Source organism: Vibrio profundi, assembly GCF_043642225.1.
Taxonomy (GTDB): Bacteria; Pseudomonadota; Gammaproteobacteria; order Enterobacterales; family Vibrionaceae; genus Vibrio; species Vibrio profundi_A.
In genome coordinates this window covers 602,412-625,952 of the sequence record NZ_JBHZSF010000002.1, presented here as the reverse complement: position 1 = coordinate 625,952, position 23,541 = coordinate 602,412, and the positions used below count along the sequence as shown (strand labels likewise).

Below are 23,541 nucleotides of genomic sequence, written 5' to 3'. Positions count from 1 at the left end.
TTTTTTTATTGCCGATTGAGAAGAATTAATCTTCTAATTCAGCCAAACACATTTCTTCGTGGATTTGTTTAACCCAGTTAGAAACACGCTCGTCAGTAAGTTCTGGTTGACGATCTTCGTCGATACATAGACCAACAAATTGGCTATCGTCGTCGTTCACTAAGCCTTTTGAGGCTTCGAATTCGTAACCATCAGTAGATGTGTAGCCTAAGATAGTACCGCCTTTCGCTTCAACGATATCGCGAATGTTACCCATCGCATCGCAGAAGTACTCAGCGTAATCTTCTTGGTCACCACAGCCAAAAATAGCAACAAGCTTAGTCGAGAAATCAATTGCTTCTAATTCAGGGAAGAAATCATCCCAATCACACTGTGCTTCGCCGTAGTACCAAGTTGGAATACCTAGAATAAGAAGATCGAAGTTATCGATGTCTTCTTTACTGCTTTTTGCAATGTCTTGAACGTGAACTAGTTGCTTGCTCAATTGCTTTTGAATCATCTTAGCAACAGCTTCAGTATTACCTGTGTCGCTACCAAAGAAGAGACCTACACTTGCCATAGAATCGTTACCTTTCATTGTGTCTGATGTTGGAGTTATAGAGTTTGTTGAGGCTATCAACCAATTCCGGTCCCTTCCCAGCTAAGTTGGATTAGCCCTTTGGCAATAAACCCAGCACAACCTAAGAAGAGTACCATCCACACAATTCGACGACCAAATGCAGGAACATTTCCTTGTTTTAAAACATCTTTAATTGCCATACCAATCAAGAAGAAGATAGCGGCGAAAAGAAGATCTAAACCAATAGATTCAAGCAAGTTCATGTAGTCGTAAAGCATGGGATCCCTATATACCAATTTTGCTTGCGCGCACTATAGCATTGTTGATCAATAAAGTTAATGCACAGTGTTTGCAGAATTCTGATTTATCGGGATTTCGCTCGTTAGCCGATAAATTTACGTATAGCGCGTAATACTTCTGCTGGTTTTTCTGCATGCAGCCAATGGCCTGTATTTGCGATCACATGAGCTTTTGCGTTGGCAAACTGAGCTTGTACCTGAGACTGATGTTCACCAGTGAGGTAGTCGGAGTCGCCGCCTTTCACAAACAGAGTTGGAGTGGTGCATAGAGGGATTGTTTTCCAGCCAATGATCTGTTCGTAGTTGTCGAGCAGAGATTGAACATTAAAACGCCACTTCATTATGCTGCCATCTTTAAATAGGGACTTGGTCAGAAATTGTCTAACGCCATCAATTTCGATGTGTTCAGCTAAAATCTTTAATGCAGCAGCGCGAGATGCTGGCTTTGCTTCAGTAACAGCGCAAAGACCTTGAAACACATTATCGTGACGACGTTGCTGATAAGCGACAGGCGCCATATCTAAGACGATGAGTTTATTGATCGTGACAGTCTCTGTTTCTGTCAATGCCATCGCTACTTTTCCACCCATCGAATGACCAATAACGGTTACTTCTGAAATCTTGAGTTTAAGTAATAGGTTTGCAACGTCTGCAGCCATTAGTTGGTAATCATGCTGTTCACTATGAAAAGAACTTCCGTGATTTCGAAGGTCGATACTAAGTACTTGATGATCTTGCTTAAGATCCCTAGCTAAAAGCCCTAAATTATCTAAATTTCCGAATAATCCATGGATCAAAACAATGGTGTGACCTTTACCTTCAATTTTATAGTTGAGCTGTACTGACATTTTATCTTATTCATGATGGGTTTAACGTAGAGTATCCGCGCGGATCTCGCTATAATCCCCCAGAGTTTAAACATTGAGATTGTGAAAAGCGAATGAAAACAATTGAGGTTGATGAAGACCTGTACCGCTATATTGCAGGTCAGACAGAACATATTGGCGAAAGTGCATCAGATATTTTACGCCGTTTATTGGATGTTGATGGTCAGAAAGCAGTTCAAATTAAAGACGTAACCCAGCCTAAAGGCATTGTTGTTAGCAAAGATGCTGGTGTAATTGAGGCTAAAGTGGATGGCGTTAAAGAAATGCGCTCTCTACTGATCTCTGATGAATTTGCTTCATTAAAGAAAGCTATTGATCGCTTCATGCTGGTTCTGTCTACATTGCATCATATTGACCGAGAAAGCTTTTCCGAAGCAACACAAGTTAAGGGTAGAAAGAGAGTCTACTTCGCTGACAATGAAGAAACTTTGTTGGCAAATGGCAATACAACCAAGCCGAAAGCGATTCCAAATAGCCCATTTTGGGTAATAACGAATAATAATACGAGTCGCAAACGACAGATGGTTGAACAGCTAATGAGTCGCATGAATTTCCAAGCTGATTTAATTGAAAAAGTAACAGGTTCCATTTAGAGAAATCTGATTTAAACCTCATAATGTCCTATAAAATAAAGATATTATGAGGTTTTTTTGTTTTTAAATTTATATAAGGATGTCAAAAATGGCTATGCACCCTCGTGCCGGGCAAAAAGCTCAGCAGGAAGATCTTCATAATATTCCGGCTTTAGTATCTAACTATTTTTTACAGCAACCGGACGCTACAAACCCTGATCATAAAGTCCTATTTGGTACTTCTGGTCATCGCGGTACTGCAGACAAATCAACGTTTAATGAAAATCATATCTTGGCAATTGCGCAGGCGGTTGCCGAAGTACGTGCAGAACAAGGTACAACGGGACCTCTTTTCCTAGGTAAAGATACTCACGCTCTATCTGAGCCTGCGTTCTCTACGGTAATTGAAGTACTTGTAGCGAACGGTGTTGAAGTTATTATTCAAGAAAACAACGGCTTCACTCCAACACCTGGTATCTCGCACGCGATTCTTACGTACAACCTAGTGAATGACAAGAAAGCCGACGGCATTGTTATCACGCCTTCGCACAATCCACCACAAGACGGTGGTATCAAATACAACCCGACACACGGCGGTCCTGCTGAAGCTGAGCTCACGCAAGCAATTGAAGATCGTGCAAACGTAATCATTGCTGAAGAAATGCAAGGTCTAAAACGTACACCTATCGCACAGGCTAAACAGTCTGAATTAGTGAAAGAAGTCGATCTGGTTGCTCCATACGTTGCTGATTTGATTAACGTGGTTGATATGGAAGCTATCCAGAAAGCGAACATCAAGATTGGTGTTGATCCACTGGGCGGCAGCGGTATTGACTACTGGCGTCAAATTGGCAAAGCGTACAACTTAGATCTTACTTTAGTAAGTGAAGCGGTTGACCCTTCTTTCCAATTTATGTCTTTAGATAAAGACGGCGTGGTTCGTATGGACTGTTCTTCGCCATACGCGATGGCTGGCTTACTGGCTCTTAAAGATGAGTACGCACTAGCATTTGGTAACGACCCAGATTACGACCGCCATGGTATCGTGACGCCTAAAGGCTTAATGAACCCTAACCACTTCCTAGCAGTATGTATTGATTACCTATACCGCCACCGCGAAAGTTGGGGTAAAAATGTTGCTGTTGGCAAGACACTAGTATCAAGTGCGTTGATTGACCGTGTTGTTGCTGACCTTGGTCGTGAACTTTGTGAAGTGCCAGTTGGCTTCAAATGGTTTGTTGATGGCCTTTATCAAGGTAAATTTGGCTTCGGTGGTGAAGAGTCTGCAGGTGCTTCATTCCTACGCAAAGACGGTACGCCGTGGTCAACAGACAAAGATGGCCTGATTCTTTGCCTACTTGCGGCTGAGATCACAGCAGTAACGGGTAAGAACCCACAAGAATACTACGAAGAGCTTGCTGCTAAACACGGTGAATCTAAGTACAACCGTATTCAAGCGGTAGCAAATGGCGCGCAAAAAGATGTGCTGAAAAAGCTATCTCCAGAGATGGTTTCAGCTGAGACACTTGCTGGTGATGCGATTACGGCCCGCTTAACGCACGCTCCAGGTAATGGTGCTGCTATTGGTGGCCTTAAGGTAACAACCGAAAATGGTTGGTTTGCTGCTCGTCCATCAGGCACTGAAGATATTTACAAGATCTACTGTGAAAGCTTTAAAGGTGAAGAGCATCTAAAAGCAATCGAAGCTGAAGCTCAAGAGATTGTGAACCAAGTATTTGCAGCTGCGGGTCTATAATCGAATACGATTCATAGAGTTATCAAGCAAATAATAGAAGGGTTGATGTGAAAGCATCAGCCCTTTTTTATTTGTCTGTGAGTAAGCGGCTAAGATCAAGCGAACCCAATAGCTGAATGGGTTAACCGTGTGGCCAACGTTGTGGCATCACAAACCAGAACTGGCCAGATTTGGTCTGTCCATGGACGAAGCGATCACCAAACTCAGTGATAGGCTCGCCGCTGAAATCCTTTGTTCCTGCTGCCCATTGTTCTTTGGTAAGAGGGTAGAGCGCTTCAGTGATTAGATGAGCTTGGTTTTGATAGCACCATAAACCATTTACTTGGCTTGAGTTAATGTTGTAGCCCAAGCATTCAGTAGGAACATTTTGCTCTAAGAATGGGTTGGTGTATAGGCGACCTTGCATGAGTAAGTGTTTTGAGTCGACATCGATCTCTGGATACTGCTCAACAAAGGCGACTGAAGAGGACATACCAAGCTGGTGGCTGAGCATTCTATCGAGTTTCTTATCTAATTGGTCATGAGAGTTCGGACCAAACCATGTTTGCTCGTGAAGGAGGTAAAACTTAATTGCCACTTCCCAGTGTTCTAACCTTTGGTTGTCTGTATCTTCCAGGATAAAGTCGATTGCGCCGAGTGTTCTTCCCTCAACATTAATCTGAATCTCATCGTGCTTGATTGAATAATTATCCGAAGTCATGATGACTTGTTCACATAGGTGTTGATAGAGGAAGCCTAATCTAGGGTTACCGCTATAGGTATGTGATTTTTTAAGTTCTTGGTGATTTGAGAATGCGCTTAGATCAGAAATGGGCGGCTTGATTTCTAGTAGCGGTGGTGAGCTAATCACCCATTGGTAAAAACGTTGCAGTTCAGTCATCGGTTCCTCGTAAACTTCAGTCATCTGTTCTTAACAAACAGAATGGAAGGGCTTTCGACATTCTACCCGTAAATTGATATAACGACGTTATTATAAAGGTAAGCTGGAAGTAAAAATGAATAACTTACAATTAGAAAAGCTACTTAACGAAAAGTTGCAACCTCAACAGATCAAAGATTACAGCCCTAATGGCTTACAAGTTGAAGGCAAGGCTGAAGTTAAGCGAGTAGTTACTGGAGTGACGGCTTCTCAGGCGCTAATTGATAAAGCGGTTGAGTTAAAAGCCGATGCGTTACTGGTGCATCACGGTTATTTTTGGAAAGGCGAGCCGGAACCTATTCGTGGAATGAAAGGGAAGCGCATTCGTACGTTGATTAAAAATGACATTAACTTGATGGGTTACCACTTACCGCTAGATATTCACCCAGAACTAGGTAACAACGCTGAACTTGCGAGGTTACTTGAAATTGATGTGGAAGGGGGGTTAGAGGGGCACCCGCAGTCAGTCGCTATGTTTGGTAGATTAAAGAAACCAACGACAGGTTCCGAGTTTGCAGCAAAAATTGATCAAGTACTGAATCGTAAGCCGTTACACATTGCTCCTGAAAACGCAGATAAAATGATTGAAACGGTAGGTTGGTGTACTGGCGGCGGGCAAGATTACATTGAATTGGCTGCAGCGAATAATCTAGACGCGTTTATCTCTGGTGAAATTTCAGAACGAACCACTTATTCAGCACGTGAACAAGACATCCATTATTTTGCGGCTGGTCACCATGCAACTGAACGTTATGGTATTAAGGCTCTTGGTGAGTGGTTAACCAAAGAACATGGATTAGACGTCAGTTTTATTGATATTGATAACCCAGTATAGAAACCTTGTGTGATAAAAAAGGCTTGATGGACATCCACCAAGCCTTTTTATTTACTTAAACTTCAGACTATTCACGTTCGTGAAGAGGCTGGAAGTCACGTTGTTCTTCACCAGTGTATAGCTGACGAGGACGACCGATGCGGTTCGTCGGATCGCTGTGCATTTCGTTCCAGTGCGCAATCCAACCGATAGTACGAGACATCGCGAAGATTACGGTGAACATTGAAACAGGAATGCCGATTGCTTTCAGGATGATGCCTGAGTAGAAATCTACGTTCGGGTATAGTTTCTTAGAGACGAAGTATTCGTCAGAAAGTGCGATACGCTCAAGCTCCATTGCTACATCTAGTAGAGGATCTTTAATGTTTAGCTCTTTCAGTACTTCGTGACACGCTTCACGCATTACGGTAGCACGTGGATCGTAGTTCTTATAAACGCGGTGACCGAAGCCCATTAGACGGAATGGGTCATCTTTGTCTTTTGCTTTCGCTACGTATTCTTCGATGTTATCTACGCTACCAATCTCTTCAAGCATACGCAGACACGCTTCGTTTGCACCACCATGCGCAGGGCCCCAAAGAGATGCGATACCTGCAGCGATACATGCAAATGGGTTAGCGCCTGATGAACCAGAAAGACGTACTGTTGACGTTGATGCATTTTGTTCATGGTCTGCGTGCAGAGTGAAGATCTTATCCATTGCGCGAGCAACGATTGGATTTACTTCATATTCTTCACAAGGGTTTGCAAACATCATGTGAAGGAAGTTTTCTGCGTAGCTTAGGTCGTTACGAGGGTAGATGAACGGTTGACCGATCGAGTACTTGTAACACATTGCTGCCAGTGTAGGCATTTTAGAAATTAGACGGTACGCCGCGATTTCGCGGTGAGTGTCGTTGTTGATATCTAGTGAATCGTGGTAGAACGCTGCAAGAGCACCGACTACACCACACATTACAGCCATTGGGTGAGCGTCACGGCGGAAGCCGTGGAAGAAGCTAGCAATTTGCTCATGAACCATCGTATGACGAGTTACTGTCGTTTTGAACTCTTCATATTGAGAACGAGATGGGGCTTCGCCGTAAAGAAGAATATAACAAACTTCTAAGTAGTCAGCGTTATTGGCAAGTTGATCAATTGGGTAACCACGGTGTAGAAGAATACCTTTTCCACCGTCAATGAAAGTAATTTGAGATTCACAAGATGCAGTGGCAAGAAAACCAGGGTCAAAAGTGAAGAATCCATTAGAACCTAGTGTGCGAACATCAATTACCGGAGTACCTAGTACACCTTCCGTAATTGGCAGTTCGATTGGCGCTTGACCTTCAATATGAAGGGTAGCTTTCTTATCCGCCATAACAATCTCCTTTGTTTATTATTAATCCGTCCAGGATGTTTATGTGCCATTTTTTTACTGGTCTTAGGTCCGAAAGTCAATTTTTCTGCAGTTTTGTGTGCACTTGTTAGTGTTTTTTACATTAAATTCGTTAAAAATCTGGTCTGTGTAGCATAATTTGTTACATCAATTGTATTAGAATGTTGCCGGCCGTATAGTGTCGCTGAAAATTTTGGTTAAAACCTTATAAATTCAAGGCTAGAAAGAAATGTGAGGTGTCTTTCTTGGTCTGTTTGTTAACAAAGTTTTTACATTTATCTGGGGTGTTATTGCGGATAGTTGTTAAGAAAGTGTTACATTTTGTAGGTTTCAGACTAAAATTTGTCCATAACAATATCAAAAGTTATTTAATAACTGTAAATGCTCAATGGAGCTGAGTGAGCAAGCCCGTGAAAGAAAGAAAGACAAGACCTGTTAATTTAGATTTACAGACCATCCACTTTCCTATCACTGCAATTGCATCCATCCTACACCGTGTGTCTGGGGTGATTACCTTTGTTGCGATCGGAATTTTGCTTTGGTTACTATCAATTTCCCTCTCTTCCCCAGTAGGCTTTATGGAAGCAAAAGACATTGTCGATGGCTTCTTCGTTAAGTTTATTCTTTGGGGCATTCTAACCGCTTTGGCATATCACATTGCTGGTGGTATTCGTCACCTTCTGATGGATTTGGGTCATTTTGAAGAACTTGAATCTGGTGCGATGAGCGCGAAGGTTACCTTCGTCGCAACTGCGGTATTATCTGTACTAGCGGGGATTTTAGTATGGTAAACAACGTATCTACCTTTGGTCGTAATGGCGTACACGATTTCCTACTGATTCGTGCCACCGCAATAATCATGACTCTTTACACTATTTACCTAATTAGCTTCTGTGCTTTTTCTGGTGATATCTCTTACGCATCTTGGACACAATTCTTTGGTGGAACTTTCACTAAAGCATTCACGATGTTAGCGCTGACTTCTGTTCTGATCCACGCTTGGATTGGATTGTGGCAAGTTCTTACTGACTACATCAAATGCGCGAAACTTCGTGGTGGCCTTCAACTTGGTGTTATCGCTGTCCTATTTGGATACTTCTTCTCTGGTCTGTTTATTTTGTGGGGTGCGTAAGTGACTATTCCTGTTCGTGAGTTTGATGCCGTAGTTATTGGCGCTGGTGGTGCAGGTATGCGTGCCGCACTACAAATTTCTGAGCAAGGCCTATCATGTGCTTTGCTGTCTAAAGTATTTCCGACCCGTTCTCATACTGTATCTGCGCAAGGCGGTATTACCGTTGCTCTTGGTAATGCGCACGAAGATCATTGGGAACAACACATGTACGATACTGTAAAAGGTTCAGACTACATCGGTGACCAAGATGCAATCGAATACATGTGTAAAAATGGCCCTGAATCAGTTATTGAACTAGAGAAAATGGGCCTTCCATTCTCTCGTTTTGATAACGGTACAATTTATCAACGTCCTTTCGGGGGCCAATCTAAAAACTTTGGCGGTGAACAAGCGGCTCGTACAGCAGCTGCAGCTGACCGTACTGGTCACGCACTTCTTCATACGCTTTACCAACAAAACATCAAGCACAAAACGACGGTTTTCTCTGAGTGGTATGCGCTTGATCTTGTGAAGAATGAAGATGGTGCCATTCTTGGTACAACAGCACTTTGCATGGAAACAGGCGAAGTATGCTACTTCAAAGCAAAAGCAACAATCCTAGCAACTGGTGGTGCTGGTCGTATTTACGCTTCAACGACAAACGCTCACATCAATACTGGTGACGGTGTTGGCATGGCGATCCGTGCTGGCGTTCCAATGCAAGATATCGAAATGTGGCAGTTCCACCCAACGGGTATCGCTGGTGCAGGCGTTCTTGTAACGGAAGGTTGTCGTGGTGAGGGTGGTTACCTTCTAAACAAAGACGGTGAACGTTTCATGGAACGTTACGCTCCAAACGCGAAAGACTTAGCGGGTCGTGATGTTGTAGCTCGTTCAATGATGGTTGAAATTCGTGAAGGTCGCGGCTGCGACGGTCCATGGGGTCCACACATCAAGTTGAAACTCGATCACCTAGGTAAAGAGACGCTTGAATCTCGTCTACCTGGCGTTTGTGAATTATCTCGTACATTTGCACACGTTGACCCAGTAAAAGAGCCGATCCCAGTAATCCCTACATGTCACTACATGATGGGCGGTGTACCTACACAGGTTTCAGGTCAAGCTATCAAGCAGAGCGAAGACGGCTCTGATGTTGAAGTTCAAGGTTTGTTTGCGTGTGGTGAGATTGCATCAGTATCTGTACACGGTGCTAACCGACTTGGTGGCAACTCGTTACTTGATTTAGTTGTATTTGGCCGTGCTACAGGTCTACACCTTGGTGAGACTCTGAATAAGCAAGCGGATGCTAAACCTGCAACAGAAGAAGATATTGCTCGTTCACTTGAACGTTACAACCGTTGGGAAAACAGCACAGGTGGTGAAGACCCTGCGCAAATCCGCAAAGACTTGCAACAATGTATGCAGAACAACTTCTCAGTATTCCGAGAAGGTAAAGCGATGGCTGAAGGCCTAGAAGAGCTTAAAGCGATTCGCGAGCGCCTGAAGAATGCACACCTTTCTGATAAGTCTACGGAGTTCAACACTCAACGTATCGAGTGTCTTGAACTAGAAAACTTAATGGAAACGGCTTATGCGACAGCTGTTGCTGCTAATTTCCGTACTGAAAGCCGTGGCGCACATGCTCGCTTCGACTTCCCAGACCGTGACGATGAACAATGGCTATGCCATTCACTTTACAGCCCTGAGACAGAATCTATGTCTAAGCGTAATGTGAATATGGAACCTGTCCATCGTGAAGCATTCCCACCAAAAGCACGTACGTACTAAGGAGAGGGTAAGAAAATGAAACTGAATTTCTCTGTGTATCGTTACAACCCAGATGTCGATCAAAAGCCGTATATGAAGGACTACGTCCTTGAGGCTGATGAAGGCTCAGATATGATGCTTTTGGATGCGTTGATCCTATTAAAAGAGCAAGATCCAACACTTGCATTCCGCCGCTCTTGTCGTGAAGGTGTATGTGGCTCGGATGGTCTGAATATGAACGGTAAAAACGGACTAGCGTGTATCACGCCACTGTCTGCTTTATCTGGTCAAGATAAGATCGTAATCCGCCCGCTACCTGGTTTGCCGGTTGTGCGTGATTTAATCGTCGATATGACGCAGTTCTATGACAACTACGAAAAAGTGAAGCCTTTCCTTGTATCTGAAGGGAACGTTCCACCTGCACGTGAAAATCTTCAAAGCCCTGATGAGCGTGCGCATTTAGATGGATTATATGAATGTATCATGTGTGCGTGTTGTACAACTTCTTGTCCGTCTTTCTGGTGGAACCCAGATAAATTCATCGGACCAGCTGGGTTGCTTGCAGCGTACCGTTGGCTAATTGATAGCCGAGATACAGCAACAGATGAACGTTTATCTAATCTTGATGATGCATTTAGCGTTTTTCGTTGCCATGGCATCATGAATTGTGTAAGTGTTTGTCCTAAGGGACTAAATCCAACGAAAGCAATTGGTCATATCAAGACTATGCTTGTGAATCGTTCGGTTTAAAAAATAACAAAAATTGCCGCCCTAGTTGTTTTGGGCGGCCTTTTAATAGCTCGGCTTTAGACCGCAGCAAACGTGAAACCTACTGGTTAAGGGAAAATATGCACAACGGCGTGATGAAGGCATGGCTCGAGTCTTCACACTTGGCTGGCGCCAATGCAACTTATGTAGAAGAACTCTACGAACTGTATCTAAGTGATCCCGATCTGGTTAGTGAGGAGTGGAAACGTGTATTTGAAGAATTGCCTGTGCAATCTTCAGAAGTGGTTGAACAACCGCATTCACGAGTTCGCGAATACTTCAGACGACTCGCCCAAGAGACAAAGCATTACAACGTCCAAGTTAGTGATCCTGATGTCGATGCTAAACAAGTAAAAGTACTGCAACTTATCAATGCTTACCGATTCCGAGGGCATCAAGCTGCAAATTTAGACCCGTTAGGTCTATGGAAACGCGATACAGTCTCTGAGCTGGATCCTGCATTCCACAACCTCACCGAAGATGATTTCAACGAAACGTTTAACGTCGGTTCTTTTGCCATTGGCCAAGAAACGATGGTGCTTAAAGATCTATTTAAGGCGCTAAAACAAACGTACTGTGGTTCTATCGGTGCAGAATACATGCACATGACTAACACTGAACAAAAACGTTGGATTCAACAACGTTTGGAGTCAGTATCTGGTCAACCATCATTCAACCGCGAAGAAAAACAATCATTCCTAGAAGAGCTAACTGCTGCTGAAGGTCTTGAGCGCTATTTAGGTGCTAAATTCCCAGGTGCTAAGCGTTTCTCTCTAGAAGGTGGTGACGCGCTGATCCCAATGACGAAAGAAATCATTCGTCATGCCGGTGGGCAGGGTATGCGTGAAGTTGTAGTGGGCATGGCTCACCGCGGGCGTTTGAACATGCTAGTTAACGTGCTAGGCAAAAAACCACAAGACTTATTTGATGAGTTTGCTGGTAAGCACGACGACACGTGGGGTACTGGTGACGTTAAGTATCACCAAGGTTTCTCTGCCGATTTTGCGACTCCAGGTGGCGATGTTCACTTAGCACTAGCATTTAACCCTTCTCACTTAGAAATCGTAAACCCAGTAGTTATTGGTTCTGTACGTGCTCGCCAAGATCGTTTAGGCGATAAAGATGGACGTAGTGTGTTACCTATTACGATTCATGGTGACTCAGCTATCGCTGGTCAAGGTGTAGTGCAAGAGACGTTTAACATGTCTCAAGCTCGTGGCTTTTGTGTTGGTGGTACGGTTCGTATTGTAGTGAATAACCAAGTAGGTTTCACCACATCTAACCCGCGTGACACACGCTCTACCATGTACTGTACCGATATCGCTAAAATGGTACAGGCGCCAATCTTCCACGTTAATGCTGATGATCCAGAAGCGGTTGCTTTTGTTGCGCGTTTGGCTCTGGACTACCGTAATACGTTTGGTCGTGATGTAGTGATTGATTTGGTTTGTTACCGTCGTCATGGCCACAACGAAGCTGATGAGCCTAATGCAACTCAGCCTCTGATGTACCAAAAGATCAAAAAACACCCAACACCTCGCAAGCTTTATGCAGACGTTCTGATTGATCGCGGTGAATTCGATATCGAAACTGCAACTCAATTGGTCAACGAATATCGTGACGCTCTAGATCATGGTGAAGTTGTGGTGAAAGAATGGCGTCCGATGGCGTTACATTCTGTGGATTGGGCTCCTTACTTAGGGCATGACTGGAATATCGAATGGGATAACGAAGTTGAACTAGAAAGATTAAAAGATCTAGGTACAAAACTTTGCCAATATCCAGATAGCCACAAGTTACAAAGCCGTGTAAATAAGCTGTATAACGACCGTATGTCAATGATCAATGGCGAGAAGCAAATTGATTGGGGTATGGCTGAAACATTAGCTTATGCAACACTAGTTGATGATGGAAAACGTATCCGTATTTCTGGTCAAGATTCTGGTCGTGGTACTTTCTTCCACCGTCACTCTGTCCTGCATAACCAAACGGATGCGAGCACCTATGTTCCGCTAGCGAACATTCATGACAAGCAGGGTCCATTCCAAGTGTTTGACTCCGTGTTGTCTGAAGAAGCAGTTCTAGCTTTTGAATACGGCTATGCGACAGCAGAACCAGGCGGCCTAACGCTTTGGGAAGCTCAGTTCGGTGACTTTGCGAACGGCGCACAAGTTGTTATCGACCAGTTTATTTCTTCTGGTGAGCAAAAATGGGCACGTCTATGTGGTTTGACAATGCTTCTACCACACGGTTATGAAGGTCAAGGCCCAGAGCACTCGTCAGCTCGTTTAGAACGTTACTTGCAGTTATGTGCTGAACAGAACATGCAAGTAGTTGTTCCGTCGACACCGGCTCAGGTTTATCACATGATTCGCCGTCAGGTTGTAAGACCGATGCGTCGTCCATTGATTGTGATGTCTCCGAAGTCACTGCTTCGTCACCCTCTATGTACTTCTTCTTTAGAAGACCTAGCGCAAGGCACATTCCAACCAGCAATTGGTGAGATTGATGAGCTTGCTGCAGATAAGGTTAAGCGCGTTGTATTTTGTTCTGGCAAAGTCTACTTCGATTTACTAGAACAGCGACGTAAGAATGAGCAAGATGATGTTGCAATAGTACGTATTGAACAACTATACCCATTCCCGAAAGAAGACGTAGAAGCTGCAATTGCGCAATACACGAATGTTGAAGATTACGTTTGGTGTCAAGAAGAGCCGCAAAACCAAGGCGCTTGGTACTCGAGTCAACACAACTTCCGTGCTGCAATACCAGCTGGTGCTGATCTTAAGTATGCAGGTCGCCCTGCGTCAGCCTCTCCTGCTGTAGGCTACATGTCAGTACACTTGAAACAACAAAAAGCGTTGATTGACGACGCTCTGACCCTAATTAAGAACTAGAAGTAAAAGGAAGACACAGATATGACAATTGAAATTCTGGTTCCAGATTTACCTGAATCAGTGGCTGACGCAACAGTAGCAACTTGGCACAAGAAACCTGGTGAAGCTGTTGCTCGTGATGAAGTCATTGTAGATATCGAAACAGATAAAGTAGTTCTAGAAGTACCTGCTCCTGAAGCGGGTGTTTTAGAAGCTATTATCGAAGAAGAAGGTGCAACCGTACTTTCTAAGCAACTTATCGCTAAGCTTAAGCCAGGTGCGGTTGCTGGTGAACCAACGACAGACACAACTGAAGAGACAGAAGCTTCTCCTGACAAGCGTCATAAAGCATCTCTGTCAGAAGAGAGCAATGATGCGCTGAGCCCTGCGGTTCGCCGTCTGTTAGCAGAACACAACCTTGAAGCTGCTCAAGTGAAAGGTACAGGTGTTGGTGGTCGTATTACTCGTGAAGATATTGATGCTCATTTAGCCGCTGCTAAGTCTGCTCCTGCTGCATCAGAAGAAGCGCCGGTTCAAGCTCCTGCTGCTGCACGTAGCCAAAAGCGTGTTCCAATGACTCGTCTTCGTAAGACTGTTGCAAACCGTCTACTAGAAGCGAAAAACAGCACTGCGATGTTGACTACGTTTAATGAAGTTAACATGAAGCCAATCATGGACCTTCGTAAGCAGTACAAAGACCAATTTGAAGAGCGTCACGGTACTCGTTTGGGCTTCATGTCTTTTTACGTGAAAGCAGTTACAGAAGCACTAAAACGTTTCCCTGAAGTTAATGCGTCTATCGATGGTACAGACATCGTTTACCACAACTACTTCGACATCAGCATGGCAGTATCGACTCCTCGCGGTCTTGTTACTCCTGTTCTGAAAGATTGCGATACTCTAGGTTTCGCAGACATCGAAAAAGGCATCAAAGAGCTAGCGATCAAAGGCCGTGATGGCAAGCTAACTGTTGATGAGTTGATTGGTGGTAACTTCACTATCACCAACGGTGGTGTATTTGGTTCATTGATGTCTACGCCTATTATCAACCCGCCTCAATCAGCAATTCTTGGTATGCACAAAATCCAAGAGCGTCCGATGGCTGTTGATGGCAAAGTAGAAATTCTACCAATGATGTACCTAGCGTTGTCATACGATCACCGTCTGATTGATGGCCGTGAATCAGTAGGCTTCTTAGTGACAATCAAAGAACTACTTGAGGATCCAGCTCGCTTATTACTAGACGTATAAGTTGAGCACTATAGAGAGCTCGCAATTGTGGGCTCTCTATTTTAGTAAGCTAAATATGCTCACATTTAGTTTAGATTTTATCGAAGAATCGATAAGAGTTTAGAAGCACCCTACGATGTAGACTCAGCAATGCTGATTGTCTAATGGAAATAATAAATCCCTTTAGGGATAAACAAATGGAATAACAAAATGAATTTGCATGAATATCAAGCCAAACAGCTGTTTGCAGAATTCGGTTTGCCTGTACCAGAAGGTTTCGCATGTGATACTGCTCAAGAGGCTTTCGAAGCTGCTGGCCGTATCAGCACTGAAAAGAAAGTTGTTAAGTGTCAAGTGCACGCAGGTGGCCGTGGTAAAGCGGGTGGCGTTGAGTTGCACGACACTAAAGAAGGTGTGAAAGAGTTTGCTCAAAAATGGCTTGGTAAAAACCTAGTAACTTACCAAACAGACGCGAATGGTCAGCCTGTAACTAAGATCCTAGTAGAAGAAGCTTCGAACATTGCTAACGAACTTTACCTAGGCGCAGTGGTAGACCGTGCAACTCGTAAAATTGTATTCATGGCATCAACTGAAGGCGGTGTGGACATCGAGAAAATCGCTGAAGAAACTCCTGAGTTGATTCACCAATCTGCGATTGACCCACTAGTTGGTCCTCAAGCTTACCAAGGTCGTGAACTGGCGTTCAAACTTGGTCTAGTTGGCGATCAAATCAAACAATTCGTTAAGATCTTCATGGGTCTTGGTGAAATGTTCGCTCAGTACGACCTAGCTCTACTGGAAATCAACCCGCTTGTAATCACTGGCGAAGGTAACCTTCTTTGTCTAGACGGCAAGATTAACATCGACTCAAACGCGATGTACCGTCAGCCTAAACTACGTGAAATGCATGATCCATCTCAAGAAGATGAGCGCGAAGCACACGCAGCACAGTGGGAACTAAACTACGTAGCACTAGATGGTAACGTTGGCTGTATGGTTAACGGTGCAGGTCTAGCAATGGGTACGATGGATATCGTTAACCTACACGGCGGCAAACCAGCAAACTTCCTTGATGTAGGCGGCGGCGCGACAAAAGAGCGTGTAGCTGAAGCATTCAAGATCATCCTTTCTGATGACAATGTTAGCGCAGTACTAGTAAACATCTTCGGTGGCATCGTACGTTGTGACATGATCGCTGAAGGTATTATCGGTGCGGTTAAAGAAGTAGGCGTAACAGTTCCTGTAGTTGTTCGTCTAGAAGGTACAAACGCAGACCTAGGTCGCGAAGTGCTTGCTAATTCTGATGTTGATATCATTGCAGCTGAGTCTCTAACAGATGCTGCTCAAAAAGTTGTTGCTGCTGCGGAGGCTAAATAATGTCTGTATTAATTAACAAAGACACTAAAGTAATCTGTCAGGGTTTCACTGGTGGTCAAGGTACTTTCCACTCAGAGCAAGCAATTGCTTACGGTACTCAAATGGTTGGTGGTGTATCTCCTGGTAAAGGCGGTCAAACTCACCTAGGTCTTCCTGTATTCAACACAGTACGTGAAGCAGTAGAAGCAACTGGCGCAACTGCAACAGTTATCTACGTACCAGCACCTTTCTGTAAAGATGCAATCCTAGAAGCTATTGATGCGGGCATCGAGTTGATCGTAACGATCACTGAAGGTATTCCAACAACAGATATGATCGACGTAAAAGTGAAGCTAGAAGAAACTGGCGTTCGCATGATCGGTCCTAACTGTCCAGGTCTTATCACTCCTGATGAGTGTAAGATTGGTATCATGCCTGGTCACATCCACAAGAAAGGTAAAGTGGGCATCGTATCTCGTTCAGGTACTCTTACTTACGAAGCAGTAAAGCAAACAACTGACGAAGGCTTTGGTCAGTCTACGTGTGTAGGTATCGGTGGTGACCCTATCCCGGGCTCAAACTTCATTGATATCCTAAAACTGTTCCAAGAAGACCCTGAAACAGAAGCGATCGTAATGATCGGCGAAATCGGTGGTACTGCGGAAGAAGAAGCGGCTGCATTCATTAAAGAGAACGTAAATAAACCGGTTGTTTCTTACATCGCAGGTGTTACTGCTCCTCCAGGTAAACGTATGGGCCACGCTGGCGCAATCATCTCTGGCGGTAAAGGTACTGCTGAAGACAAATTCGCAGCACTAGAAGCAGCAGGCGTTAAGACTGTTAAGTCTCTTGCTGACATCGGTAAAGGTCTACGCGAGATTACTGGTTGGTAATCTTCGGTTTATCACGATAGATAATAGAAAGGCTTGGTATCTACCAAGCCTTTTTTATTGGTCGAAGAAATAAGTGCTAATTCTTATTTCTGATCATTTGAGAAAGCATAAACATAAAGGTTGCGCTTAGGACAACGGAAGGGCCTGCAGGAGTATCGTAGAACCAAGACAAACTAAGGCCCATGAGAACAGCGATCGCCCCAATCAAAGAGGCAATCACAGCCATTTGCTCTGGAGTTTTCGAAAACTTACGAGCCGTTGCAGCAGGTATGATCAAAAGAGATGTCATAATTAAAGCTCCGACAAACTTCATACCGACCGCGATAACAATACCCACCATCAACATCAGTATTAAACGCATTAGATCTATATTAATGCCGTCTACAGCCGCTAGGTCTTCACTGACGGTAGTGGAAAGTAGAGAACGCCAAAACAACGCTAATACAAGGCCGACCACCGCAACACCACTATAAATAAACCATAAGTCAGTGGGGGACACAGCTAACAAGTCACCAAACAAATAACTCATTAAATCGACGCGAACATTATCTAGGAAGCTAACCGCGACTAAACCCAGCGACAGTGCACTATGAGCAAGAATGCCGAGTAATGTATCTGTAGCGACCAGTTCTTGTTTTTGTAAGGTCACTAATACGGTCGCCAAGATAAGGCAGCATACGAGTAGAGCAAGGTACAAATTAATATCGAGTAAGAAGCCTAAAGCTAAGCCCATTAAGGAAGCATGGGCTAAGGTATCACCAAAATAGGCCATTTTTCGCCAGACGACAAAAGAGCCAAGGGGGCCTGCAATGGCGGCTATACCGAGGCCGGCTAGTATTGAAGGCAGGAGAAATTCAATCATTGTGGTGTCCGTGTGCATGGTTAGAGCATTGGTGTGCGTCACCTTTAACAGGCATGCCTGCTAGGTCGTGATGGTGATGAGCATGTTCGTGATGATAGAAAGCTAAAGTCTCTTGAGATGCTGCACCAAATAGAGCGATATATGATGGATGCTGCTTAATATCGGCGGGAGAGCCGGAACAACAAATGTGGTGATGCAGGCAGATTACATCATCAGTTTTCGCCATGACCAAATGCAAGTCGTGCGACACCATAAATACACCACAGCCGAATCGGTGCCTTAAGGTTTCAATGAGCTCATACAGATCAATTTGCCCTTGAACGTCAACACCTTGTGCCGGCTCATCTAAAACGAGTAAATCAGGGCGTCGTAATAAAGCTCGAGCGATAAGCACGCGTTGATTCTCACCACCGGATAGTTGATGCATGTTACTTGGCAATAAATGTTCAGCACCGACTAAACGAAGTGCTTCAAGTATTTCTTGTTTACTGAATCGACCTGACAGTTTAAGAAACCGATGGACGTTGAGCGGTAAAGATTCGTTCAGTTTAAGTTTCTGTGGAACATACCCAATCTTCAATTTCTTTTGACGAGAAATAGAACCAGTGTATTTGTTTTGCAGACCAAGGATCGCTTTCACTAACGTTGATTTACCGGCTCCATTAGGGCCTATCAAGGTTGTGATCTTACCACGCTCAAGCTTTAGGGAAATATTGTCTAGAACCCGTCGACCGTCGAATTCAACACTGACATTGTCTAATTGGATTAAGCTACCCATGAATAGAACTCATTTGCAATTAACTAATGTTATAATGTAACATTTACAAACTTTCTAAGCTACTTTTCCTTTATAGAGGCGTTATGTTTCGTTCAATAGTTACCGGTACTCTACTTATTTTTATGCCACTAGTAGCGCACGCTACGAATGTATTAACCAGTTTTAAGCCTGTTCAAATGATCGTAACAGAATTGACGCTCGGCGTGACTCAGCCAGATGTGCTAATGAGTAATAATGCATCTCCACATGATTACGCTCTAAAACCTTCTGATGTAAAAAAGTTACATGAAGCTGATCTATTTGTTTGGTTTGGACCCGACCTGGAATCTTTCCTTACTAAAATCACAGAAAACAGAAAGAATGTTCTAACGATTAGCCAAATTGATGGCTTGGAGTTACGTGAGTATGGTGACCAACAACATGATGCACATGAAGGACATGATCACGGAAGCCATGATGCGCATTTTTGGTTAGGGGTTTCACAGGTTAAAGTCGTTTCTAAAGCAATCACTCACAAGCTTATTGAACTGGATCCTGAAAATTCGGCCATTTATCAAGAGAATTTGGTGAAGTTTTTAGATAACTTAACAGTTACGGAAAATGAAGTAATCGAAACTCTGGAGCCGATAAAAAATAATGGCTATTACGTTTTCCACGATGCTTATGGGTATTTTGAAGAAGCATATGGATTGAACAACCTTGGTTACTTTACCGTGAGTCCTGATCGTAAGCCTGGTGCGAAAACTCTCATCCATATTCGTAAAACACTGATGAATGAAAACGTGCACTGTGTATTCTCAGAGCCTCAGTTTACACCAGCAGTTATCCAATCAGTTACGAGAGGCAGTTCAGTCAAGCAAGGTGAGTTAGATCCTGTCGGTAGTGGGGTAGAAGTCGCCCCTGGTAGCTACTTCGAGTTTCTAAAAGGAATTGCCAATAGCTATGAAAGTTGCCTAGCTAATAACTAACCTGTCTAACAAATTTATGGTGTTTACGTATTTTTCCAAGATTTAGGGAGAAATACGTGATCACCTAGAAAAAATACATATCCTTTCTTCAAAGCCTCTTCTTTAAGCTCTAAATTCAGCTAGAATGAGTTACATAATAATTATCAAAAAATAACTAATAACTCAGATGCTTAATGCTCATTAAGATGACCGTTTTTGCATCGATAACTCATTTTTGCTGCTTTAGGGTCAAGACTTGCTACACAACCTGCTCAAGCTAATTTTTGTTTGGAGCTTATCGTTCAATGCGTTTGCAATGAATGCCGCTCCTTCAGTTTTCTATCCTCTGCCAATTCAATCGCAAGGGAAATTCCTTGCTGCGGAAAACATTTTTATCGGTTCGAACGGTGGTTTATGGGTGCATGATGTCCACGGTAAAGTTCTTTTTTACGATGGAAGAACCTTATTCCCGAGGAAAGGAAGCCTTTTAGATTTTCCAGCTGACAAAGTAGCGTTTTTAGAGAATACTTTTTGGACGTTTTTTGATAATGAAGTGTATAGAAATACACCTGGGTTAGGGCGCTCCCTTGCATTTAGCTTGAGCCCTGGCGCAGAGATTCTAAATATTGGTACTTCTGGAAAGTACGTTTGGGTAACTGATGGCTCTAATTTCTATACATTTCAAACACAATCACAAGAATTTAAAACGTACTCATTACTAGAGTTATACCAGCATAATAAAAGTAGCCAAATTAGAATAAATGATGCAGAACTGGTGTTATCGAAATGGGTACTTGCAACAAACTCAGGGACTTATCTATCAAATGCTGGGAGCTTTAGCCATATCCCTGCATCCGGAAAAAATTATACCGAGAACCTATACTTTTCAAAATCCCGCCGAGAGTTAGTTATTGGGACATTGAATGGCGCAATTATCGTAGATATTACAAAGCCACAAGGTGTTAACCGTCGCGTTGGAAGCTCTCATGTACTGGCTTTAGCAGAAACTTCGACTGACTATTGGGTAGGAACTGAACATGGGTTATACAGTTATAACTTCCTTTCTGGAGAGTATGTAAAAATACAGAAAAACCCACATGCGGACTTTTCTCTGCCTGGAGACAAAATTTATTCGCTTCAGAATGATGGCTTTGGCGGTATGTGGATTGCTACCAGTAATGGTATTCGCTATTTTTCTCTTTTCAGTAAAACATTTTCTCGCCAGCCACTGCATGGTGGGGGAATGCACGTAAGTGACTTAGTAATCACCAAGGTCAAAAGCAACAGTCATAACGGATATTGGGCTGCGTCGACTTCCGGGCTATTTTTCGTAAGCAATGATGCGAACATAGATCCTAAACTAGTCTATACAGGAGAGATAGCCGACTTCCTAATAATCGAAGGCAAACTTTGGTTGGCGACCAACGAAGGTCTGGTTTGTCTCGATGATGAAAGCCATAATTTTAAACCTCTTCCTGTCCCTCGAGAGATCAGAAGCCTACCTATCGATCATTTGGCGATTACGAAAGATAAACGTGTATGGTTTACGTCTGGTGATACTCTTATTTCCTACGATATCCATTCCGAAAAAGTTAAGAACTATGGCAATAGTTGGCTAGTTGATAAGTACTTACCAACTAAAATTACAGAATTAGAGGCGACTAATGGTAACGATGTTCTGATTGGAACGGATCATGGTTACTATTCATTTATTGGCGAAAAAATTAGTTTTAATCGCTCTACTGAAAATTATGGAAAAACGGTTGATATATCGATTGCCAGTGATGGTTCGCAATGGTTTGCGAGTAGTTATGGGCTCTATTTCGTAGCAGAGAATAGTCGCGAAATTAATCCAGTTCAATTAGTTGAAGATAACATAAGCCCAAGGTGTTTAATGCCCGCTAAAAGTGGCATGTGGCTTGGTTCATCTAAAGGCTTGAGTTATTACGACAATAATGGGTTATTAAAAAAACACTTTGGTTCGCCATTTGGGCTTTTAACAAACGAGCTATCTCCAGGTTCTTGCTCCATTCTTCAAGATGAAGAGTTAGGCCCTACTTTGTTGATGGGGTCCAAATATGGTGTATTAACCGCTTTATCTGAAGACCTCCTTGTTTCAAGTACTCCACAAAGCCGCGCACTCTTCAGCTTAATTACTGTTAATGAAGATACGATCTCATTGGGAGGTGGGAACCAGGTCCTTCCTCCATTTAAGTACGGATCTTCCATCTCTTTTACGCTGGGTATACTGCCTGTCACCTCATCGCAGCAGCTCGAGTATAGGTTGAATTCTGCGGATTCTTGGAGTGTGTTTGAGGGAGGTGTATTAACTCTTGATCACTTACTACCCGGTGACTATGTGCTCCAAGTGAGGTCTCAGAAAAATCCAGACTTTAACTTTGTCGGTGCGGTTCAAGAGTTTTCAGTCTTAAAACCTTGGTACCTTACCAATTGGGCTGCAGCATCTTTTGTCATGGGGATCATAGGGCTAATTACCATTATTGTAATGTGGCGCTCTCGTTTTATGACTGTTGCAAATAAGCAGTTGAAGGCGCAGGTAGCGTTAAAAACAGACCAATTACGTCACCAAAGCCGGATTCTGTTAACAACAAATCAGCAGTTAAGAAAGCAACTGCAAGTTAAGAATGTCTTAGTTGAACGTACAGCGGAAGCGTTAACAGAAGATGTCGCAGAGTTATTAGTCGGAATTCCAGGTTGGGATGAAAAGCAAATCTCTCCTTCAGTGGGTAAGCTTCAAGCGGGATTAGCCCAGTTGAAGAATAGCCAGCCAAGTAATGATTCCGGCGTTTATTGTTATGATTTACTGTTTATATTGAATGCAGTACTAAGTGCCTGGCGCGAAGAGATGGTCAAAGCTGGCGTGGAGTTAGAGCTTAAGGTTTTAACCAATCAGCAGTTTGTCAATTTGTCGTATTTTAATTTAGACGTTGTTTTTAATAGTTTTATCGCGAATGTATTGAAGCGAACTTATCGAAATCAAAGGCTTACTATTATTTTTGACGAAATTGACGAGAAGTTGAGTGTTACCTTTTTAGATTATGGAGTGCCGCTTCCTAAGCAATTATCCAGTATGGTCGAAAACGTACATGGAGCCACAGCTGACTTAAATATTGAAAAACTGCCACTTCTAATGCAACAAAGTGGTGGCGAATTGAATATATTTGTTTCGGACTCCCAGAACAAGATTCAGCTTTTGTGGCCAATGGAGAGAAAAGCCGACCTAAAGGCCTTAGATATGGCTAAAGAGCGAGTAGAGCTGATTGAAGTTCAGCGCAAAACACAATCTCTGCCAGACGTCCCGAGCCTCACCGCTGACGAGGAGTGGATGAACAAAGTTCGTCATATTCTTGCGGAGTATTATTCAGACCCAGACTTTGGTACATCTTCAGCGGCTAAACTTTTATATGTATCGGAGCGTAGTTTACAGAGGCGTTTTAAGTCGGTGACAGGCAGAACCTTTAAAGACTATTTAAATGAAATAAGGCTAGAGAAAGCATGCGAACGTTTGTTATCTGGAGCGAAGGTCGCTGACGTAGCGTTTGATAGCGGCTTTAACGATCCATCTTACTTCAGCCAAAAGTTTAAACTTCATTTTGGTGTGTCACCTTCGAAGTTTGCGGAAGATTCGCTTAGTTAGCTCTTATTCGGAAATCAATATCAACGAAACCTCAGCCTTTGCTGGGGTTTTTTATTGCCTTCTGTAACAACATAGGCACACGCTAGAAGAGAG

Annotated in this window: 20 protein-coding genes; 13 read left to right on the top strand and 7 right to left on the bottom strand. The window is 43.3% G+C overall.

All coding sequences use genetic code 11. From position 1 onward, the window contains the following. Positions 1 to 25 precede the first annotated feature (25 nt). The 3 genes from fldA to ACHUFI_RS06335 all read right to left on the bottom strand — a co-directional run bounded on the left by fldA (position 26) and on the right by ACHUFI_RS06335 (position 1,706). Complete coding sequence (gene fldA, locus ACHUFI_RS06345) at positions 26 to 559, bottom strand: flavodoxin FldA (RefSeq protein ID WP_394247493.1); 534 nt, start codon at positions 557 to 559, stop codon at positions 26 to 28. 56 nt (positions 560 to 615) lie between these two features. Then, positions 616 to 837 (bottom strand): DUF2788 domain-containing protein, encoded by a 222-nt coding sequence (locus ACHUFI_RS06340; protein ID WP_394247492.1) that lies wholly within the window; start codon positions 835 to 837, stop codon positions 616 to 618. A 104-nt stretch (positions 838 to 941) separates the two neighbouring features. Next, positions 942 to 1,706, bottom strand: a complete 765-nt coding sequence (locus ACHUFI_RS06335) for an alpha/beta fold hydrolase (protein WP_394247491.1) — start codon at positions 1,704 to 1,706, stop codon at positions 942 to 944. Positions 1,707 to 1,798: 92 nt separating this feature from the next. On the opposite strand from ACHUFI_RS06335, the gene seqA reads away from it, so the two are divergent. Both seqA and pgm read left to right on the top strand, forming a co-directional pair. Continuing rightward, positions 1,799 to 2,338, top strand: coding sequence for a replication initiation negative regulator SeqA (gene seqA, locus ACHUFI_RS06330; protein ID WP_394247490.1), 540 nt, complete (start codon positions 1,799 to 1,801; stop codon positions 2,336 to 2,338). A gap of 88 nt (positions 2,339 to 2,426) precedes the next feature. Further along, the gene (gene pgm, locus ACHUFI_RS06325) at positions 2,427 to 4,073 is read left to right on the top strand and encodes a phosphoglucomutase (alpha-D-glucose-1,6-bisphosphate-dependent) (RefSeq protein WP_394247489.1); all 1,647 of its coding nucleotides are present in this window, start codon (positions 2,427 to 2,429) and stop codon (positions 4,071 to 4,073) included. 121 nt (positions 4,074 to 4,194) lie between these two features. On the opposite strand, the gene ACHUFI_RS06320 is transcribed toward pgm, so the two are convergent. After that, the gene (locus ACHUFI_RS06320) at positions 4,195 to 4,953 is read right to left on the bottom strand and encodes a DUF1853 family protein (protein WP_394247488.1); all 759 of its coding nucleotides are present in this window, start codon (positions 4,951 to 4,953) and stop codon (positions 4,195 to 4,197) included. Between the two features lie 115 nt (positions 4,954 to 5,068). On the opposite strand from ACHUFI_RS06320, the gene ACHUFI_RS06315 reads away from it, so the two are divergent. Then, positions 5,069 to 5,827, top strand: coding sequence for a Nif3-like dinuclear metal center hexameric protein (locus ACHUFI_RS06315; RefSeq protein WP_394247487.1), 759 nt, complete (start codon positions 5,069 to 5,071; stop codon positions 5,825 to 5,827). A gap of 67 nt (positions 5,828 to 5,894) precedes the next feature. Here the strand turns inward: ACHUFI_RS06315 and ACHUFI_RS06310 are convergent, their stop codons facing one another. After that, positions 5,895 to 7,184 (bottom strand): citrate synthase, encoded by a 1,290-nt coding sequence (locus ACHUFI_RS06310; protein WP_394247486.1) that lies wholly within the window; start codon positions 7,182 to 7,184, stop codon positions 5,895 to 5,897. A 416-nt stretch (positions 7,185 to 7,600) separates the two neighbouring features. Between ACHUFI_RS06310 and sdhC the strand changes: the two genes are divergently transcribed. The 8 genes from sdhC (at position 7,601) to sucD (ending at position 17,203) form a co-directional block, all read left to right on the top strand. Further along, the gene (gene sdhC, locus ACHUFI_RS06305; protein ID WP_394247485.1) at positions 7,601 to 7,993 is read left to right on the top strand and encodes a succinate dehydrogenase cytochrome b556 subunit; all 393 of its coding nucleotides are present in this window, start codon (positions 7,601 to 7,603) and stop codon (positions 7,991 to 7,993) included. Beyond that, positions 7,987 to 8,334 carry a succinate dehydrogenase, hydrophobic membrane anchor protein gene (gene sdhD / locus ACHUFI_RS06300; RefSeq protein WP_394247484.1) on the top strand — a complete coding sequence of 116 codons (348 nt, stop codon included), beginning with the start codon at positions 7,987 to 7,989 and terminating at the stop codon, positions 8,332 to 8,334. Before sdhC ends, sdhD begins: the two co-directional genes overlap by 7 nt. Beyond that, entirely contained in the window at positions 8,335 to 10,101 is a 1,767-nt protein-coding gene (gene sdhA / locus ACHUFI_RS06295) for a succinate dehydrogenase flavoprotein subunit (RefSeq protein ID WP_394247483.1), read from the top strand. It begins immediately after the preceding gene. A 15-nt stretch (positions 10,102 to 10,116) separates the two neighbouring features. After that, positions 10,117 to 10,830 (top strand): succinate dehydrogenase iron-sulfur subunit, encoded by a 714-nt coding sequence (locus tag ACHUFI_RS06290; protein ID WP_394247482.1) that lies wholly within the window; start codon positions 10,117 to 10,119, stop codon positions 10,828 to 10,830. Between the two features lie 98 nt (positions 10,831 to 10,928). Next, positions 10,929 to 13,745: a 2-oxoglutarate dehydrogenase E1 component gene (sucA, locus tag ACHUFI_RS06285; RefSeq protein ID WP_394247481.1), complete on the top strand. Its 2,817-nt coding sequence runs from the start codon at positions 10,929 to 10,931 to the stop codon at positions 13,743 to 13,745. 21 nt (positions 13,746 to 13,766) lie between these two features. Further along, positions 13,767 to 14,975, top strand: coding sequence for a 2-oxoglutarate dehydrogenase complex dihydrolipoyllysine-residue succinyltransferase (gene odhB / locus ACHUFI_RS06280; RefSeq protein ID WP_394247480.1), 1,209 nt, complete (start codon positions 13,767 to 13,769; stop codon positions 14,973 to 14,975). A gap of 189 nt (positions 14,976 to 15,164) precedes the next feature. Next, complete coding sequence (sucC, locus tag ACHUFI_RS06275; RefSeq protein ID WP_004737918.1) at positions 15,165 to 16,331, top strand: ADP-forming succinate--CoA ligase subunit beta; 1,167 nt, start codon at positions 15,165 to 15,167, stop codon at positions 16,329 to 16,331. After that, positions 16,331 to 17,203, top strand: a complete 873-nt coding sequence (gene sucD / locus ACHUFI_RS06270; protein ID WP_394247479.1) for a succinate--CoA ligase subunit alpha — start codon at positions 16,331 to 16,333, stop codon at positions 17,201 to 17,203. The genes sucC and sucD overlap by 1 nt, the downstream gene beginning before the upstream one ends. A 76-nt stretch (positions 17,204 to 17,279) precedes the next feature. Here the strand turns inward: sucD and znuB are convergent, their stop codons facing one another. Together znuB and znuC are read right to left on the bottom strand one after the other, a co-directional pair. Next, positions 17,280 to 18,065 carry a zinc ABC transporter permease subunit ZnuB gene (gene znuB / locus ACHUFI_RS06265; protein ID WP_394247478.1) on the bottom strand — a complete coding sequence of 262 codons (786 nt, stop codon included), beginning with the start codon at positions 18,063 to 18,065 and terminating at the stop codon, positions 17,280 to 17,282. Beyond that, the gene (gene znuC / locus ACHUFI_RS06260) at positions 18,058 to 18,843 is read right to left on the bottom strand and encodes a zinc ABC transporter ATP-binding protein ZnuC (protein ID WP_394247477.1); all 786 of its coding nucleotides are present in this window, start codon (positions 18,841 to 18,843) and stop codon (positions 18,058 to 18,060) included. The genes znuB and znuC overlap by 8 nt, the downstream gene beginning before the upstream one ends. 83 nt (positions 18,844 to 18,926) lie before the next feature. Between znuC and znuA the strand changes: the two genes are divergently transcribed. Further along, positions 18,927 to 19,811 (top strand): zinc ABC transporter substrate-binding protein ZnuA, encoded by an 885-nt coding sequence (gene znuA / locus ACHUFI_RS06255; protein WP_394247476.1) that lies wholly within the window; start codon positions 18,927 to 18,929, stop codon positions 19,809 to 19,811. 295 nt (positions 19,812 to 20,106) lie between these two features. Then, a complete protein-coding gene (locus tag ACHUFI_RS06250) occupies positions 20,107 to 23,448 on the top strand; it encodes an AraC family transcriptional regulator (RefSeq protein WP_394247475.1) in 3,342 nt (1,113 codons plus the stop codon). Positions 23,449 to 23,541 lie beyond the last annotated feature (93 nt).

Bases quoted from the DNA above. Each gene is read 5' to 3' on its own strand.
- ACHUFI_RS06315 (WP_394247487.1), top strand. From the start codon at position 5,069: ATGAATAACTTACAATTAGAAAAGCTACTTAACGAAAAGTTGCAACCT.
- sucA (WP_394247481.1), top strand. From the start codon at position 10,929: ATGCACAACGGCGTGATGAAGGCATGGCTCGAGTCTTCACACTTGGCT.
- ACHUFI_RS06320 (WP_394247488.1), bottom strand. From the start codon at position 4,953: ATGACTGAACTGCAACGTTTTTACCAATGGGTGATTAGCTCACCACCG.
- znuB (WP_394247478.1), bottom strand. From the start codon at position 18,065: ATGATTGAATTTCTCCTGCCTTCAATACTAGCCGGCCTCGGTATAGCC.
- sucC (WP_004737918.1), top strand. From the start codon at position 15,165: ATGAATTTGCATGAATATCAAGCCAAACAGCTGTTTGCAGAATTCGGT.
- ACHUFI_RS06340 (WP_394247492.1), bottom strand. From the start codon at position 837: ATGCTTTACGACTACATGAACTTGCTTGAATCTATTGGTTTAGATCTT.
- znuA (WP_394247476.1), top strand. From the start codon at position 18,927: ATGTTTCGTTCAATAGTTACCGGTACTCTACTTATTTTTATGCCACTA.
- ACHUFI_RS06250 (WP_394247475.1), top strand. From the start codon at position 20,107: ATGAATGCCGCTCCTTCAGTTTTCTATCCTCTGCCAATTCAATCGCAA.
- ACHUFI_RS06290 (WP_394247482.1), top strand. From the start codon at position 10,117: ATGAAACTGAATTTCTCTGTGTATCGTTACAACCCAGATGTCGATCAA.
- znuC (WP_394247477.1), bottom strand. From the start codon at position 18,843: ATGGGTAGCTTAATCCAATTAGACAATGTCAGTGTTGAATTCGACGGT.
- pgm (WP_394247489.1), top strand. From the start codon at position 2,427: ATGGCTATGCACCCTCGTGCCGGGCAAAAAGCTCAGCAGGAAGATCTT.
- odhB (WP_394247480.1), top strand. From the start codon at position 13,767: ATGACAATTGAAATTCTGGTTCCAGATTTACCTGAATCAGTGGCTGAC.
- ACHUFI_RS06310 (WP_394247486.1), bottom strand. From the start codon at position 7,184: ATGGCGGATAAGAAAGCTACCCTTCATATTGAAGGTCAAGCGCCAATC.
- ACHUFI_RS06335 (WP_394247491.1), bottom strand. From the start codon at position 1,706: ATGTCAGTACAGCTCAACTATAAAATTGAAGGTAAAGGTCACACCATT.
- seqA (WP_394247490.1), top strand. From the start codon at position 1,799: ATGAAAACAATTGAGGTTGATGAAGACCTGTACCGCTATATTGCAGGT.
- fldA (WP_394247493.1), bottom strand. From the start codon at position 559: ATGGCAAGTGTAGGTCTCTTCTTTGGTAGCGACACAGGTAATACTGAA.
- sucD (WP_394247479.1), top strand. From the start codon at position 16,331: ATGTCTGTATTAATTAACAAAGACACTAAAGTAATCTGTCAGGGTTTC.
- sdhD (WP_394247484.1), top strand. From the start codon at position 7,987: ATGGTAAACAACGTATCTACCTTTGGTCGTAATGGCGTACACGATTTC.